This window comes from Prosthecobacter sp., from assembly GCF_014879935.1.
In the GTDB taxonomy this organism is placed as follows: Bacteria; Verrucomicrobiota; Verrucomicrobiia; order Verrucomicrobiales; family Verrucomicrobiaceae; genus Prosthecobacter.
Genome location: NZ_JACSRD010000208.1, coordinates 1 through 16,176, shown reverse-complemented (window position 1 = coordinate 16,176; position 16,176 = coordinate 1). Strand labels below are relative to the sequence as shown.

The window sequence follows — 16,176 nt, the reverse complement described above, 5'->3', positions numbered from 1 at the left end:
TTCCCCCCACACAGCCATGAGCGACACAAGCAACACCCCGTCCCCCGACGGCTCCATACTTTGGGGCATGGCCGCCATTGAAGGCAAGCGGCAGAGCATTGTCCAGTCTGCTGAGGCCAACGCCGCGCAGCGGGACTACCACATCAGCCGCAACCAATACTTCTACGATCTTGTGGGGCAGGAGTTGAAGACACTGGTCGGGAGCGCGGGCCGTCTCCTCTTCATTCGCTGCCAGACGGGCAAACTGCTGGAGTATGTGACGGCCTCCTCCGTGACCGCCGTCGACGTCAGCCCGAAGATGGTGGAAATTGCCCGCCAGAAGCATCCGCAGGCGGACGTTCGCGTCATGGATCCGGAGACCAGCTTGCCGGAGGGCCCGTTTGACACCATCCTCATCCAGGACACGACCGATACCGTGGACATCCAGGCCATGCTCACGCTGGTGAACGGGGTCTGTCTTCCACACACGCGCATCATCATCTTCACCTACAACCACCTTTGGGAACCGTTTGTCTCCTTTGCCGAACGGTCTAACCTCAAGAGCCCCAAAGTGGAGCCGAGCTGGCTCTCCGTGCGGGACTATGAGAACCTGCTGAATCTGTCCGGGCTGGAGATGCTGCACGTCACCCGACGTGTGCTCATGCCCTTCGGCATTCCTGTGCTGGGACGGCTGATGAACAAGTTCATCGCCTGGATGCCGGGCATCGAGCGACTGAATCTCTGCCACTTCATCGTGGCGCGTCCTGCGCCACGTCCTCAGCCTGTCACCAACTTCAAAGTCTCCGTGGTCATTCCGTGCAAGGATGAGAAGGGCAATGTGCGATCCGCTGTGGAGCGCATGCCGCAGCTTGGCAGGGAGACGGAGATCATCTTTTGCGATGACAAGTCCACAGACGGCACTGCTGATGAAGTGCGTCGCATGCAGGCGGAGTTTCCGCAGAAAAACATCCGCCTCGTCGAAGGTCCCGCCATTTCCAAATCGCGCAATGTGTGGACCGGATTCCGTGCCGCCACAGGGGACATATTGCTAATCCTGGATGCTGACCTCACCGTGATGCCGGAGGAACTGCCTCGATTTGTTGAGGCCATCGCATCTGGCAAGGGGGACTTCATCAATGGTTCCCGCATGGTCTATCCCATGCAGGGACAGGCTATGAAGTTTGCCAACATGCTGGGGAACAAGGGCTTTGCGACGCTATTCTCCTACCTGCTCGGATCGCCAGTTCGCGACACACTGTGCGGCACCAAGGTGCTGTGGCAGCGCGACTGGGATAAGATCAACGGCATGATCGACACCTGGGGCGCCGAGGACCGCTGGGGAGACTACGAACTCCTTTTCGGAGCGGCGCGGTTGAACCTGCGCATTGTGGACATGCCCGTGCACTACCAGGAGCGCACCTACGGCGACACAAAGATGAACCGCCGCTTCAAAAACGGCCTCGTGATGCTCCGCTTCTGCTGGGCCGCGTTTCTGAAGCTCAAGCTTCCCCAGATGTGAGCGGCCAGCTTCTCTGCCATGATCGAAATCTCCCAGCACGACATTGAGATCCAGGAGAACCGCGCGCACTGGGAGCGCAAGCCGGTGCTACAGCGTGTTTACCGTGATTTTTATCAGAAGATTGCACGATGGACTCTGCCGGGAAACGGGGGGGGCATGCTGGAATTGGGTTCTGGCATGGGGAACATCAAGGACGTGCTCCCTGATTGCCTCACGTCAGATCTTTTCCCCAATCCATGGCTGGACCGTGTGGAAAATGTCTATGCATTGAACTGGCCGGATGCCGCCGTGGGGAATCTGATTCTTTTCGATGTGTTCCATCACCTGCAGTACCCAGGACGGGCGCTGGCAGAGATGGCGCGTGTCGTTCGGCCTGCAGGCAGAGTGATCATCTTCGAGCCTGGCATGGGCTGGCTTCCCCGGCTCATAATGCGCTTCTTCCACCATGAACCTCTTGGCTTTGGAGTGCCCATTGAGTGGAATGCGCCTCAGGATTTTGATCCGGCCACTCATTCTTATTATGCTGCGCAGGGAAACAGTTGGCGCATTTTTGTGCAGCACGAGGGGCTGGTGGAAAATATCGAGCGGGACTGGAGGGTGATCCATGTGGGCCGCGAACCTGGCTGGGCTTGGTTGTTGTGTGGCGGCTTGCGTGGTCCCCAACTGTACCCTGACAAGCTGTTGCCTCTCGTGCGTCTGGTGGAGCGTGGGCTGCGACTCCTTCCAGCCCTTTTTGCCGGCCGCCTGCTTGTTGTTTTGGAACGCAAAACCACTCATGTTGATGACAAGCTTGCGTGATGCCGCCTCCAGCCGCCTGCCGGGCGTTCTGGCTGTGCTGTTTGCCGTGGTGGGTGTGCTTCCCTTCGTGTTACTGGGAATGCATGCCCATCCCTCCGCAGACGACTGGTACATGGCCGCTGACACTCTGGAGAAGGGCTTTGTAAAGGCCAATGTGGACTATTACAACACGACCACCGGACGCTTCACTTCGTCGGCGTTCCTGTTCATGAATCCCATCCTGCTGTCGTTTGGAGCCTTTAAATGCTACAGCGTCTGCCTCGTTCTGGGCTTGGTGGCCTCTGCCCGCTGGGCGGTGGGCGCCTGGTTTTCAGACCAATCTCGCTCCTGGAAATGGGCTGCTGCGCTTTTGGGAGTGACGTTGTTTCTCTGGGGCATGGCCAGCACAGCACAGGGCTTCTACTGGGGCACCGGATCTTCCGGCTATATGCTGCCGGCGGTCATTTCCCTGGTGATGGCGGCGCTGGTAGGTAGGCGCAGTCTGGAACCCGCATGGCGGCCGTCCGTCATGAGGCTCGTGATCATAGGTCTGCTGGCGGTGCTCGCCACCGGATGCACGGAGGTGGCCATGGCCTTGCTGCTGCTCCACGCCTTGGCATGGAATGCCTTGTTCCTGTGGAGAAACCGCAGCCTGAGCAAGCCGCTGGCCGTGATGCTTCTCGCCATTGTTCTGGGGGTCGCTCTTGTAATGCTTTCCCCTGGAAATGCCAACCGTAGCTCTCTTTATTCCAATGGTGTCAACCATGTCTTGCCCGCGTCGCTGGCGCTGACTCTGAAACTGGGCGTGCAGCACATCGGCTCCTGGCTTGTTCACGTGCCGTTTGTTCCCTTCTCACTCATCGCCCTCAGCGCATGGCCGGTGTCCTGGATTGTGTCGCGGAAGCAGTCCCTGGAGCTAATAGTCCTGGCGCTGCTGCTGATGGCTGGCGGTGTGTTTGGGGCGTTCTTCCTCGGTGCCTGGAGCATGGGGGCTGCCCTTCCACTGCGTGCGGTGAATCTCATCCTGTTCTTCTTCATCATCGACTGGTGGGTGCTGCTGGCGGGGTTGGCCGGGCTGCTGCGTTCCCTGGACCTGCGGCTGCCGCGGCCACGCGTGTTGTTCTCCGTGGGTGTCTTCCTTCTCCTCGGCATGGCGGTTGTGTTTCCCGCCAACAACGTGAGGAATGCATGGCGTGATCTGGTCAGTGGCGAGGCGTTACGCTACGACCTGCAAAGCTCCTGGCGCCATGAATACATTCGCTCCAGCACTGAGGCGGAGGTCCGGGTGCCGCCGCTGATCGCGCGCCCGTCCACCCTGTTTTTCAACGACCTCACTCCCGACCCCACCGACTGGCGCAACACCGGTTGCGCCCGCTTCTTCCACAAGCATTCCGTGTCCTTCTGAACGCTCCAGATTCCTCCTATTTGTGAACACCAAAACCAAGATCGGCGTCGCCAAGCTCATCTATCGTGCCCTGCGGCTCATCGGCTTCAGACAGCAGCGCGTCATCTCCCGCAATGGCGTCCGCTTTGACGCGGATCTGGCGGAGGGCATCGACCTCTCACTGTTTCTCTTCGGCAGCTTTCAGAAATGGGTCATTGATGACTCCCTTCTCCCGCGCAAAGAGAACTTCTGCGCCATCGATATTGGTGCCAACATCGGTGCCATCTGCCTGCCACTGGCGTCGCGGAATGCCAGCACTCGGATCATCGCCGTGGAGCCCACAGATCACGCTTACAAGCGACTCATGCGGAACATCGACCTGAATCCTGACCTTAAACCACGCATCAAGGCGGTGCAGGCCTTCATGGGAGACGGCTCTCCGGCAACTGCGGGCATGATCGCCTATCCGAGCTGGCGGCTGGACGATGCCGGCGGGGAAATGCATGAAGTACACCTCGGTCAGGCGCACCACGTCAGCTGTCCGACCTTGTCCATTGACGGCCTGGCGCAGCAGGAAAGGCTGACGAACCTGGACTTCATCAAGATCGACACGGACGGCCACGAGTATGAGATCTTGGAGGGGGGGCGAAAGTCCATCCAGCGCTGGCGGCCCGTCATCGTGTTCGAGTTCTGCTTCTATGAGAATGAGAAGCGTGGCCACACCTTTGAGAAGTTCTCCTCCTTCTTCAAAGAGATGAACTACGACATCTGCCTCAGCGACAAGACCACTCGCATTGCAGATGAGGCATCTGCGCGGCGTGTGGTTCCGGAACTCGGTTCTTACGACTTTGTGGCTGTGCCGCGCTGAGGCGATGCAAATACAGGAACCGGTAATGCCATCCAACGTCCAACATGGGGACTACCGTTCCGAGATCGATGGCCTGCGCGCCATCGCGGTGCTTGGTGTGGTCTTTTACCACGCTGGTCTGAAGTGTCCGGGCGGCTATGCAGGGGTAGATGTCTTCTTTGTCATCTCAGGCTACCTAATCACCTCTCTGCTGCTGCGGGATCTGGACTCCGGCCACTTCAGCTTGGTGCGCTTCTGGGAGCGTCGATGCCGACGCATCATGCCTGCATTGGTGGTCATGGTGCTGGCGACACTGATCGCTGGCGGGCTGCTGCTGCTGCCGCAAGACTATGCGAAGCTGGGCAGGTCAGCACTGTTCCAGTCACTGTTTGCCAGCAACATTTACTTCTGGCAGGATACGGGCTATTTCACCTCAGACGCCTGGGAGAAACCGTTGCTCCACACTTGGTCTCTAGCGGTTGAGGAGCAGTTTTACCTGGCCATGCCGCTGCTGCTGTTCCTGGCCAGCTGCGGCGGTCGCAGACTCGTGTCTCTTTTGTTGGTTTCTATCCTTGCCGCCAGCTTGGGCTGGAGCGCGTACCGCATGGGGTCCGATCAGGCCTCGGCATTTTTTTTGCTGCCCTCGCGTGCGTGGGAGTTGCTAGTCGGCGCGTGCTTGGCTGCCATTCCCAGTAGCTGGGGACAGCGGCTGGGAGTGTTTCGGGAGCCTGTTTCCTGGCTCGGTGTTGCGGGCATTCTATTTACCTATGTCACCTACAGTGACGAGACACACTTTCCTGGCTTCGCGGCTCTGCCACCCGTCCTGGGTGCCAGTTTGTTCATCTGGAGCAACCAGCGCACTGCTGGTGCCCCCCCGCCCACTTGGTGCGGCCGGGTCTTCTCCCTGAGGCCGCTGGTCTTTGTGGGGCTAATCTCCTATTCTCTCTATCTTTGGCACTGGCCGGTGCTGGCGTTCATCAACTACTGGAGTTTTGTCTCGTTGGGCAAGGTGACAAAGTTTTTCGTCATTCTCAGTTCCTTCCTGCTGGCGGTGCTGTCGTGGCGTTTTGTGGAAACGCCGTTTCGGCGGCACTTGCTGTCCGGCCAACGTTCACTGCTCCTGGCTGCCGGTGCGGCGGCGCTGGTGCTGTTACTGACTGGGTTGGGCATCTTCCATTTTAATGGGCTCCCCTGGCGCGTGCCGCCTGGCCTCAGCCACGGTTACGGCAGAAATTCTGAGGCGTCCTTCATGTTCACCCATCAGACAATGCTGGATGACCTGAAAGAAGACAAACTGGTGCTCCTGGGAAAGCCAGCGCCGGCAGCTGAGGTTCAGGTTGTACTTTGGGGAGACAGTCATGCCATGGCCGCCATGCCCGCTTTTGATCAGATGTTGAGTGAGGCCGGTGTTTCTGGGGCGGGCATTATGCATGCGAGCACCGCTCCGCTGTTGGATTTCCACGCCACCGTGCCAAACGGACCGAAGACGGACACCGTGGCGCTAAACCAAGCCGTGTTCGAGTGGTTGGTTAAGCACAAAGTGCGGGATGTGGTGCTGGCTGCTTACTGGCATGTCTATGAACTCAAGGGAAAGGTTGCTGGTGTTTCTGCCACCGAGTATCTGAGCTATTACCAGCAGCGTATCATTCTCACTGTTAAACAACTGGTAGGTTCGGGCTGCCAGCCCTGGATCATGTTGCAGGTGCCGGAGCACCCTTACCTTGTCCCCAAGGCGCATGCGTATTGTACGCTTTTTGGTGCGGACGAAAGGCTATTTTCGGCCCGGCCTGACGCATGGAACGGCGTCGCCGGAGAAGGGGAAGGCTTTTTGAGGGCGGTAAGAGAGGCCGGGGCACGCATCATCGATCCCAGGCCAGCATTCCTCGACAAAGCGACCGGACACTATCGTTTCTCGCTTAATGGACATGCGCTGTATGGCGACAAGCACCATCTGGTTCGTGAGGGCGCGACGAAAGTGCTGACTCCTGTTTTGCGAGTTTTTTTGGAGCCTTCAATAGTGAAATAAGTGGCTTGGTGGCGCGGAATGGATGGTGCTGTATGCTGCATGTTGCTGAGAATAGATTCTGTCTTGCTTGTAGTGGTGAAAACGGTTGGCGTGAACGGTAAACAAGACACAGGAAAACGTTTCCCTTTAATGATTGATTTCGCGTTCAAAGAGTATCCGATAGCCGTCTTTTGGCGGATTAGGGTGTTAGCTCTGAAAGCTGCTTTTGAATGGGTTAAACTGAATGGCGAAACAAAGTGGTGCTCTGGCTGTGCTGCATGGCTTTCAAGCGATGCGGGGAATCTTCGCACTCCTGGTGGTGTGTCATCACGTTAGCGTGCATGCAGCTCGCTACTGGGACTATAACTGGCTGGGAGGTCTGTTTTACCACAGCATTTTCCGGGTGGATTTCTTCTTTGTTTTGAGCGGTTTTGTCCTCTGGGGCTCCCATCGGTCGGATGCCGGTCAGTGCGGCATGGCGCAGCGGTTTCTCTGGCGGCGTGCGTGGAGGATATATCCTCTGCTTATCACCCTCACGTTGTTCAAATTGCTGCTTCTGGCTCTGGTTCCTGGCAGAAGCCTCGGCAGTTATCAGATCATTCCATCCCTGCTGGCACTTCCGCAGAAGTCTTTTCCCATCATTGTGGCTGCATGGACCATGTCCTTCGAGGTGTTTTTTGGTGCGTTGATGGCAGCCTGCTTGATGCTTCCCCGGAAAGTAGTATTGCCGGCATTGCTGACCACGGGTGGCCTGCTGGTGGGCACCGGGGTGCGGCAGGGCATCTCACCTGCTATTTCAGGCCCTGGGTTTTTTGTGCATCCTTTCATTCTCGAGTTTTTGGCCGGGGTGGTTGCGGCGGAGTGGGTCCGGCAGCGCGGGAGCCGCACGTGGGGCATCGCTCTGTGCGCCGCCGCGCTGGGTGGTCTGATCGCTGGGAACTTCCAGCATGCTTGGCTCTCCGACCATTCAGTACTCTGGCAAAAGGGTTTTTGGGCGGCTGTTTTCTCGCTGGGGCTTGCCGGGTTGGCATTGTTCGAGCGTTCAGTAGTTCCCGAAAACTGGCGGCTGAAGGACATCGGGAACCTGGGCCGTGCCAGCTATTCCATCTTTCTGGCCCACGGGTTCGTTTTGATGGCCGTGTTTGCCTTTGTGGATCCTGACATGCTGAGGAACCAACCTCTCTTGATGGACTTGTTTTTGTTCCTGGCTGCCGCTTTGGCCGTTCTTTTTGGCATGGCGGTTTGGAAGTGGTGGGAGCAGCCGCTGAGCCGTTGGTGCAAGCCAATGGCGCAGACACTTCAGGTTCGCTGTGAATCGCCGCAGCAGGCTTCCTGAGTTCTATTTATGCCGAAATTCTCCCCTAAAGCCGTGACTCGGCTTGCCTTTGCCGCATCCTGCGTGCTGTCTTTGGCACTACAGGGACACACTTTGCTGCGTCCGATGCTCCTCACGGATGATATTGCTCAGCACCACGTCTGGCTGGATGCCGGCCCCGCTGGTGGATTCCGTGGTGATGATCCCTGGCTGGACTCTGCCAAGGCCATCCAGCCGTATATGACAGCCATGGTGTTCCAGGCGCTGCACCTGGTGCTGCCCACCCTGTTGGTGGGAAAGGTACTGGCTCTGGCGATGCATGCGCTGACGGGTTTTCTTATTTTCCAAATCGGCAGATGGCTAGGCGGTATTCGCCTGGGCTGGCTGGTCATGGCGTTCTTTTTTGTTTCAGACGCATGGATCGGCATCAGTGGCGGTTTTGCCCGCAGCTTCGCCTGGCCCTTGGTGAGTGGCTTTCTGCTTTCGGTCCTGGCGGAGCGTCGTGGTTGGACCGCTATCTGCATGTTTCTGGCCGCAGCTCTTTATCCGATCGTCTTTGTGCTTCTGTGCCCGGCATATGGGCTGCTGTGGCTGTATGAGCAGATGGCTGGAAAAGTCGGCGGCTGGCGTGAGGCTCTCCATGTGTCAGCCCAACTGCGCCAGCAGTGGCCTGTGATGGTGGCTGTGGCGGCAGGTGCCATCTTGGTGCTGCTGAAAAGCCACGAACTTGCATTGCACCCGTGGGTAGGGCCTCAAGTGACGCTTGCGGAAATCCAGAGGGATCCTCTCTATCACCAGGGGGGGCGTGTGCCGGTTTGGCCGCCTGCTTCGCTGGGCGATTCCATGACTTGGTTCCTGATGCCCTGGGACAAGATTCTGCTGGAGCCTGTGCTTCGTCACGCTGCCAGTCTGGGCAGTACTTTGCTTGTCATGTTCCATGTCGTGGCGGGTATCCTGCTGCTGGTGGCTCTGGGCATCGTTTTCCGCCGTTGCCGACGGCATGGATTTGTCCTCCTGGCGCTGATGTTAAGCGCGGTCATCACCTTTGAGATAGCGGTGGTTCTGCTGCCAAGATTGTATGAGCCTTCCCGCTACCTGACCTGGAGCTTGCCAGTGCTGGCGGTCCTGTCTGTGGCAGTGGTGCTGGATGCGGCGTTTGGACTGGTGACGCCAGGCAGAGTTCGGCAGGCGGGCATCGTATTTGTGGTCCTGGCCATCGCCACCCGTTCAACGAGCATCCGGGGGAAAGGAGCGGAGGACGTCTCCGAATACTCTGCGTTGTATTTTGAGCTGGCGCGCACCGGCGGAGAGGAACTGATAGCCTGCTTTCCGCGCACGGCCGACTTTGTTCCTGTGCTCTGCCATCGTAGCGTTTACATCAGCAACGAGTGCTCCCATGGCGTCTTGTTTACTCGCTACCGGAAGCTGGTGATGGAACGTCATGCGGCACTTGTCCGTGCCTTTTATTCGTCCCGTCAGGACGATGTGCGGGCCTTTTGTGCTGACAACGACATCTCATGGCTGGTGGTGGAGGAGAAATACTACCGCCAAGGCATGCCGTCCGATGTCTATTTTGTCCCTTTTGTTGACCATCTGCGGGAGCTGCTTAAACAAACTCCAGAACCTTGGCTGCTCAGTTATGCCCGAAAATTGGGCAAAGAGGTGCAGCCTGGTGTTTATCTACTTAATACAGCTCCGATTATCGACAATCCAGATCGCCAGCCATGACCCGACCAACCCTGACAGTCCTCATTCCGTGCCTCAATGAGGAGGTGGCCATAGCTGGGGTAGTGGCCGAATACAAGGAGGCCTTTCCCTTGGCTCGCATCCTGGTGGTGGACAATGGCTCCACCGATGCCACCAGCGCCTGCGCACGTGCGGCAGGTGCGGATGTTCTCCTGGAGTCACGCCGGGGCAAGGCGAAGGCTGTGGCCACCGCTTTGGGCCAGATCGACACCGACTTGGTGCTGATGGTTGATGGGGACGGCAGCTACCCGGCCGCAGGAGGAGTGCTTCTTTTCGAGCGTTACATTCAGGCACCGGCGGACATGATCACCGGTGTGCGCAAAACTAAGGAAGATGTGTTTCGGCCGGGCCACCAGTTCGGAACCTCGATGTTTGCGAAGTTTGTGAAGGCTGTATTTGGCCAGGAACCCGGGGATGTCTTTTCAGGCCTGCGTCTGTTTTCCCGCCGGTTCTACATGAACGTGCCGGTCTTGTCCCGTGGTTTTGAGCTGGAGATCGAACTGACCATCCAGGCCATCGACAAGGGGTTTTCCACCGTGGATGTGCCGATCCCCTTCGGAGACCGGGCGGAGGGCACGGCCTCCAAGCTGCGCACGGTCCACGACGGCCTCCGGATTCTGCGTGTGTTGCTCATGCTGTTCCGCGACTACCGCCCCATGCGCTTCTTCGGTGTTCTCGCGCTGCTGGGGTATTTTCTGGGCCTGCTCATTGGTGCCCTGCCTGTGTATGAGTTTATCACCACAGCCTGGGTCAGCCGCGTACCCAGCGCCATGCTGGCCGCGAGTATCATGGTCATCTCCACCGTGGTGCTTCTGGTAGGACTGATCCTCGACTCGAATCTGCGCCACCATCGTGAGATTTACAACCTGCGGCTGCGCAGTTTCGGCAAAACCGGTGGAGCCAGTGAATGACACATCCATTACGTCGCAAGTGAACTCTTCATCAACTGCTGCGGTGCCGCACAAAGCCGGGCACGAGCGCATCATCGCGCTGGACGCGCTGAGAGTGATTGCCGCGTTCATTGTGCTGGTACAGCATTTTCGGCTGGTGTTTGAGTTGCGCTGGCCGGAGTGGCTCACGAAGGGCTTGCTGGACTCCAAGGCCGCCGTGATGCTTTTTTTTGTGCTAAGTGGCTATGTGCTGGCTCTTTCCATCGGGAACAAGGCACCTTCCTTCACTGCTTACGTGAAGTTTGGTGTGAGGCGCATTTGCCGTCTTTATCCCGTGTATTGGGCGGCATTGCTGCTGGCCTTTTTGGTGTTGTGGGCGGTGCAACAAAAAGGGGCGGGGCAGGTGAGGGGACTTCCTGCCTGGTTCCTCGACGGCACCGGCCTGCAACTGAAGCAATGGTTTCTCCAGACGACCCTGGTAGCCCCAGGCATGAAGTCTGACTTTGCCCTGCCTACGGTCTGGACGTTGATGACGGAAGCCAAGGTTTCATTGGTGTTCCCGCTTCTCGCCTGGGTCATCCTGCGCAGCCGGGCTGCTTTAGCCTGGGGCATTACCGTGGCGCTGGTGCTGAGCAGCCACTGGCTGGATACGCATGTGGTGGGCACTGCCGCCTTCCTTGGCATGTTTTCCTTGGGCACGGCACTCTGCCGCGTGCCCGCATCGTTCTGGATCCGTATTAATGCTGCCGCCTGGTGGGGCCTGATGTTGCTGGGACTGGGGTTGTACGCGGCTATTTCGTGGCGATATGTGATGCCGAGCATCTGGTTGGGATACTACCTTTGTGGTCTCGGCTCCCTGATACTCATCGCTGGAACCCTTCACTGGCATCGGATGCACTCGACACTTACACGGCTACAGCAGTGGCTGCGGGTGGACCTATCCTACGGCATCTATATCCTGCACTATCCTGTACTGGTGGCCTTGAAAACGCTCGCAGGCACCCAGATGGTCTCCAATCCCGCGTTGCCATTTCTAATGGCGGTGACTGTCACCGTTGGCTTGGCACTGCTACTGCATCACATTTTGGAAAAGCCCGCCATCGAATTAGGAAGGCGGCTGACCAGAAATCACGCGTCAAGGGCCGGTTAGGAACCACAAGCAACGATTGCTCGAGTTTACAATGCCCCTCGGGCATCAGGACGCGGGCTAGGTCGGTGCGTATTGATGCGCCCGATAATCTCCTGACTTTCTGGGCAAATTTCGCGAAGGAGGCGCTTCAGGTACTCGGTCAGAGGTTTGGGGCGGCGTTTAGTCTCTGTTGTGGCTGCCGAAGCGGCGCTGGCGTGGCTGGCCCATGCGGTCAGGTTTCTCTTGATCAACGCCAACCTGGCCAGAACACACAGGGAAAGACTCCCAGTCGTCCCGTTTTCCGCGATGTCAGACCCTAAAATAAACGTCTGCCAGATATTCCCGCACTACGCGCCCGTGCTTGCCGGTGCTGCGGAACGTTTCCGCCGTTATTCGCCTGGTCTGCGGAAACTGGGCGTGCAGACTTCCGTCATCACGTCTCGGAGTGATCCAGCCCTGCCGGTGCAGGAGCGCATGGACGACTGCGTGGATGTCACTCGCATGGAAACGGGCTCTGTCCCGCGTGAGCGCGACCTGCTTCTCTTTCAAGAAACGGAGCGGTATCTCGCGGCGCAGGGCAAGGACAGAGCGCAGGTGGTGCAGACAATCAAGATGGACCGCCGCATTTTTCACAGCCTGTGGCGGATCAAACGCCAGGGCCGTGCTCTTATCTTTGTTTCCACCATGGTGGAACCAGAGACGTGGGGCCGCACCGCCCTGCACCGCTGGGTGAATCTTCAACTACAGATGTGGTTTCAGCGGATTTTTGATGCCGTGGTGGTAGGGTCTCCGGCCATGGCCGCAGCGCAGCGGCGCATGGGGGTTAGCCCTCGTCGGTTGCATGTCATCTCCCATGGGGTAAACATCGAGCGTTTCCAACCCGCGCCTTGGCCAGCAGCATGGCCGGAACTGGCCTCCGCAGTCCTTCCGTCGAATGCCAAGATCTGTCTCTACGTCGGGCACCTGATCCCGCGCAAGGGAGTCTCGACCTTGTTGCAGGCATGGCCTGAAGTGGCGGCTAAACATCCTGACGCCTGGCTGATTTTGGTGGGATCCGTGTATAGGCCGACCGTCTCGTCCGAAAAGGAGCGTTCCGAGATAGAAACTTACCAAGCTGGCCTGTTCAGAGACCTTGCATCCCTGCCGCGCGTTCTGCACATCACGCAGCAGCCCGACATTCAGCGCTGGTACCAGATGGCGGACATCTTTGTCTTTCCCTCCACGCAGGAGGGATTCCCGAACGCCCTGCTAGAGGCGATGGGGACCGGTCTGCCCTGTCTAACTCGTCGTTTCATGGGCTTCCCGGACGGGCAGTTAGGCGAAAAAGAAGGGGTTATCCGTGTGGTGGATGATCCCGCGCCCGCTTGGTCCGCCGCCATGACTGAAGTGCTCAGTAACGCTTCCATGAGAAATAACATGGGTAGGGATGCGCGTGACATCATCGTGCGTAACCATGCCTTGGACAAGACCTTGGGCGCTTATGCGTCCCTCTATCGCCGCCTCGCCGGTGTCAAAAACTTGACGACACATGGGAAATCCTCGTATTAGTGTCATCATCCCGGTGTTGAACGGAGCACCCTTCGTCGAGGAAATGCTGCTTTCCCTTGAGCAGCAGACCCTGCGGGACTTTGAGGTCATGGTGTGGGACAATGGCTCCACCGACGGCACTCTTGAGATCCTGGATCGGTGGTTGCCATCGCGTCTGCCGGGCCGGGTCTTTCGCGGGATGCCGTTGTCCCTGGGACTTTCCCTGAGTCGTCTCGTGGAGGAGGCCCCCACAGAGTTGTGCGCCCGTATGGATGTGGACGACATCTGCCACCCGGAGCGTTTTCGCCTACAGATCGATTTTCTCCAGCGGCATCCAGAAATTGCCCTCGTGGGTACTGACCGCGACTGCATCGACATGGCTGGCAACCCTGTTAATGGAGCTTCTAAGCTTCCTTACGCAGCCACGGATGTGCTGCATGCCACCCTTGTCGGGCCGAGGATTTGGCATCCTACGGTCCTTTTCAAGCGCAGCGCGGTTCTTGAATCCGGAAATTACCAAGATCACAGTACCCCCGAAGAACCATACTGGTCTGAGGATTACGATTTATGGATGCGTCTCCAGACTCGATTCCTTGCCGCCACAATGCCTGACCGCTTGCTGAGATATCGAGTCAATCCAGACGGTGTCACTCAGAAAGCAATGAGAGAGAGGCGAGCGGCGTTTGCACGGCGCTGTGTATGGGAACGACACGGGGCTGCTTTCACTGGCTTGTCCTCTCGTTCAGCTATGCTCCTGCATGACCGGACCGGCAATTTCGCGTTACCCTCGATTTGGCGGATAGCGCAGCATTTTCGTCGCCTGGATAGAGTGCCTGCAATTAAACGTATGTGCCTGCCGTCATTTCTTGACGCAGTTGAAAAGCTAATTTCAAAGAATGACTTGGCAGCAAGGTGCTGGTTCAAATCCTGCCGCGCTGTGAGTCAGCAAGGTCTGCAAGGTGCTTCCCCCAGCTTTTAACCGGATCCGCTGGAATACGGGATCGCACAAGTTCTCTTCCGGCTTCTCCCAAGCTGCCCCAGCGATCGCGTTGGCTCCAAGCTTCATCCATAGCCCGATGAAGAGCTTCGACCTCGCACGCCGAAGCAAGGTATCCCGTCTGACCAGGTTTCATCATCTCTGGTATGCCACCAGCCGGAGTGGCTATGACGGTGCGGCCTGCAATCATGGCCTCAATTTGTGCGATGGGCAATCCCTCATGGCGCGAGGGAAGGACCAGTGCGTGATGATGGAGCCACACATGATCCATATCCTCCACATGCCCGGCAAAGACCACTTTGTTACCGAGTCCCAACTCCGAGCGCAATCTGCGCAGTGAATCTTCGCAGCTTCCCGTTCCAAAAAGCGATACTTGGATATTCCGCACTTGCCACTCAGGACGGGAAAGCACACTAAAGAGCATGTCTTGCCCCTTCGTCTTTGGGTGAAGCCTCGCAGGTAATGCCAGTCGAACAGGTGTGCCCTCGTTTTGCTCAGGCATTGGGATCTGGGCTCCCTTAACCAAAAATGGATTCCGAACGATGGAGCTATTAATAAGCTTTCTGCCTGTTTGAAGCGTGTACAACTCAAGATTGTGCTGAGAGACGAAGCAAGTCTCGATGGCACGGCTAAAAAGTGTGTGAATTCTCGTGGCCAAATCATCATTCGGCCAGTTGTCGGTGGATACGAGATGGGTCACTACGACGTAAGGAACCTGTTCATCTTGAATGACCTGGAGCAATGAAATGCCGTCCACCAGGGTGCCGGAATTAAAAATGACGAGGTCTGGCCGCAACGATTTCAATATCGACCGGAGATTCCGTTGGTTCCAAGGCTGCCGACGGAAAATGCGCTCGGTAACCTTGTTGATTATCGCCCCCCCTCCTGTCGGATCGGCTGTGGAATGCGAGACATTAAAACTATCGAGCTGGTCCAATCGTCGAACTGCTGCCGTCTTCCATTCCGTCACGGCGTGTACCTTGTGGCCAAGATTTCTGAGCCATCCAGCGGTTTGGATCCAAAGTTCCTCGCTTCCCCCTCCCCCTTGGTTTGCGCTGACGAAAAGGAACTTCATTTTGTTTTGACAATAGTTTATGGGCGGCAATTCAGACGAAGAGGCATCGCAGCATCTGTAAACTCTGTCAAAAAATCTAGCTAGAAACGCGTTATTAAGTTGCCTCAGTTACGTGATGAAGTCAGTGTCTGGAGAGGCTCAAATGACAGAGCATGAAGAATGTTCTTTTCACCACTATTGTTAGGTTTGACTTGTATTATGACTAATAAAGACCATGGATTGACCATACTGGAATCTCTTGTTGTTATGACCGTGAGTGTAGTTTTACTTTGGATTGTAGTTCCTGTTGGAATGGTGCGCCTGGGCTACAAGGAGGCCGGAAAAATGGTTGTGACTCAAGATGATCAGGCTCCGGAGGATAACGAGCATGCCTTGCCGCCGAATGCATTTAAGCCTCGCGTTGACGAGATTCCCAAGGTGAGAGTGCTTATGGACAGTCAGTTGGTTCCAAAGGCGCCATCGCCGCCTAAGCAAGATCCGCTTCGTTAGGGCGTGTTTGAAAACTCTCAATCGGCATAGCGAATCCAGTCGTTGAGGTAGCACGGACAAGTGTGTTGCGGGGGGGGGGGGCTTGCTGAGGCCAAGAGACTCAGGCGGCAAAAGTAGTTCTCCACTTACTTTATAGCGGTTGCGACAGGGTTTTATTCTGAGACCTTCTTGCATCGGTTCGACCCGCTGAGAATGGTCCCCAAGCTACACACAGCGTGTGCTCTCGACGCAGGCGCTGACACCCCGCCTCAAGAGCGATCTTGCGGCCCTTCAGGCTGCGACCCGGCGTGGCTCTTATCAGCGCACAGCAGGGGCTGCGCCCGCTGCCTAATGCTTGTTGTTGCTTACTTTGCACGACTCCCTGAGGTCTTGAGTTCTTCTCACTCAGCTTGATTCGCTATTTGTTATGGGCCATCCCTGCCTAGCAGTAACGTGAAGGAGTGTATCCGAGCAGGAGGCGGAGGCAAGACTCGTTTAGCTGGAGGCGCGTGGCGCGC

The 16,176-nt window shown here is 57.3% G+C and carries 13 protein-coding genes; 12 read left to right on the top strand and 1 reads right to left on the bottom strand.

Annotated elements, in window-relative coordinates:
• Nucleotides 1-16: 16 nt before the first annotated feature.
• The 11 genes from IAE77_RS23290 (at nucleotide 17) to IAE77_RS23240 (ending at nucleotide 14,097) form a co-directional block, all read left to right on the top strand.
• Nucleotides 17-1,498, top strand: a complete 1,482-nt coding sequence (locus IAE77_RS23290) for a glycosyltransferase (protein WP_294231923.1) — start codon at nucleotides 17-19, stop codon at nucleotides 1,496-1,498.
• 18 nt (nucleotides 1,499-1,516) lie between these two features.
• Entirely contained in the window at nucleotides 1,517-2,296 is a 780-nt protein-coding gene (locus IAE77_RS23285; protein WP_294231921.1) for a methyltransferase domain-containing protein, read from the top strand.
• Nucleotides 2,274-3,680: a DUF6056 family protein gene (locus IAE77_RS23280; protein ID WP_294231918.1), complete on the top strand. Its 1,407-nt coding sequence runs from the start codon at nucleotides 2,274-2,276 to the stop codon at nucleotides 3,678-3,680. Before IAE77_RS23285 ends, IAE77_RS23280 begins: the two co-directional genes overlap by 23 nt.
• Nucleotides 3,681-3,702: 22 nt before the next feature.
• A complete protein-coding gene (locus IAE77_RS23275) occupies nucleotides 3,703-4,527 on the top strand; it encodes an FkbM family methyltransferase (RefSeq protein WP_294231916.1) in 825 nt (274 codons plus the stop codon).
• A gap of 25 nt (nucleotides 4,528-4,552) precedes the next feature.
• Nucleotides 4,553-6,532 (top strand): acyltransferase family protein, encoded by a 1,980-nt coding sequence (locus IAE77_RS23270; protein WP_294231914.1) that lies wholly within the window; start codon nucleotides 4,553-4,555, stop codon nucleotides 6,530-6,532.
• A gap of 223 nt (nucleotides 6,533-6,755) precedes the next feature.
• The gene (locus tag IAE77_RS23265) at nucleotides 6,756-7,847 is read left to right on the top strand and encodes an acyltransferase (protein WP_294231913.1); all 1,092 of its coding nucleotides are present in this window, start codon (nucleotides 6,756-6,758) and stop codon (nucleotides 7,845-7,847) included.
• Nucleotides 7,848-7,880: 33 nt separating this feature from the next.
• Nucleotides 7,881-9,554: a hypothetical protein gene (locus tag IAE77_RS23260; RefSeq protein ID WP_294231911.1), complete on the top strand. Its 1,674-nt coding sequence runs from the start codon at nucleotides 7,881-7,883 to the stop codon at nucleotides 9,552-9,554.
• A complete protein-coding gene (locus tag IAE77_RS23255; protein WP_294231910.1) occupies nucleotides 9,551-10,483 on the top strand; it encodes a glycosyltransferase family 2 protein in 933 nt (310 codons plus the stop codon). Before IAE77_RS23260 ends, IAE77_RS23255 begins: the two co-directional genes overlap by 4 nt.
• Entirely contained in the window at nucleotides 10,476-11,612 is a 1,137-nt protein-coding gene (locus IAE77_RS23250) for an acyltransferase (protein WP_294231908.1), read from the top strand. The genes IAE77_RS23255 and IAE77_RS23250 overlap by 8 nt, the downstream gene beginning before the upstream one ends.
• Before the next feature lie 222 nt (nucleotides 11,613-11,834).
• Nucleotides 11,835-13,139 carry a glycosyltransferase family 4 protein gene (locus tag IAE77_RS23245; protein ID WP_294231905.1) on the top strand — a complete coding sequence of 435 codons (1,305 nt, stop codon included), beginning with the start codon at nucleotides 11,835-11,837 and terminating at the stop codon, nucleotides 13,137-13,139.
• Nucleotides 13,120-14,097, top strand: a complete 978-nt coding sequence (locus IAE77_RS23240; protein WP_294231903.1) for a glycosyltransferase — start codon at nucleotides 13,120-13,122, stop codon at nucleotides 14,095-14,097. Before IAE77_RS23245 ends, IAE77_RS23240 begins: the two co-directional genes overlap by 20 nt.
• Here the strand turns inward: IAE77_RS23240 and IAE77_RS23235 are convergent.
• Nucleotides 14,039-15,190: a glycosyltransferase family 4 protein gene (locus tag IAE77_RS23235; RefSeq protein WP_294231901.1), complete on the bottom strand. Its 1,152-nt coding sequence runs from the start codon at nucleotides 15,188-15,190 to the stop codon at nucleotides 14,039-14,041. The genes IAE77_RS23240 and IAE77_RS23235 overlap by 59 nt on opposite strands.
• A gap of 159 nt (nucleotides 15,191-15,349) precedes the next feature.
• On the opposite strand from IAE77_RS23235, the gene IAE77_RS23230 reads away from it, so the two are divergent.
• Entirely contained in the window at nucleotides 15,350-15,679 is a 330-nt protein-coding gene (locus IAE77_RS23230) for a hypothetical protein (RefSeq protein WP_294231898.1), read from the top strand.
• Nucleotides 15,680-16,176: the final 497 nt, after the last annotated feature.

Coding starts and splice junctions, on each gene's coding strand:
- IAE77_RS23230 (WP_294231898.1), top strand. CDS start 15,350: ATGTTCTTTTCACCACTATTGTTAGGTTTGACTTGTATTATGACTAAT.
- IAE77_RS23240 (WP_294231903.1), top strand. CDS start 13,120: ATGGGAAATCCTCGTATTAGTGTCATCATCCCGGTGTTGAACGGAGCA.
- IAE77_RS23280 (WP_294231918.1), top strand. CDS start 2,274: ATGTTGATGACAAGCTTGCGTGATGCCGCCTCCAGCCGCCTGCCGGGC.
- IAE77_RS23265 (WP_294231913.1), top strand. CDS start 6,756: ATGGCGAAACAAAGTGGTGCTCTGGCTGTGCTGCATGGCTTTCAAGCG.
- IAE77_RS23235 (WP_294231901.1), bottom strand. CDS start 15,190: ATGAAGTTCCTTTTCGTCAGCGCAAACCAAGGGGGAGGGGGAAGCGAG.
- IAE77_RS23290 (WP_294231923.1), top strand. CDS start 17: ATGAGCGACACAAGCAACACCCCGTCCCCCGACGGCTCCATACTTTGG.
- IAE77_RS23270 (WP_294231914.1), top strand. CDS start 4,553: ATGCCATCCAACGTCCAACATGGGGACTACCGTTCCGAGATCGATGGC.
- IAE77_RS23255 (WP_294231910.1), top strand. CDS start 9,551: ATGACCCGACCAACCCTGACAGTCCTCATTCCGTGCCTCAATGAGGAG.
- IAE77_RS23285 (WP_294231921.1), top strand. CDS start 1,517: ATGATCGAAATCTCCCAGCACGACATTGAGATCCAGGAGAACCGCGCG.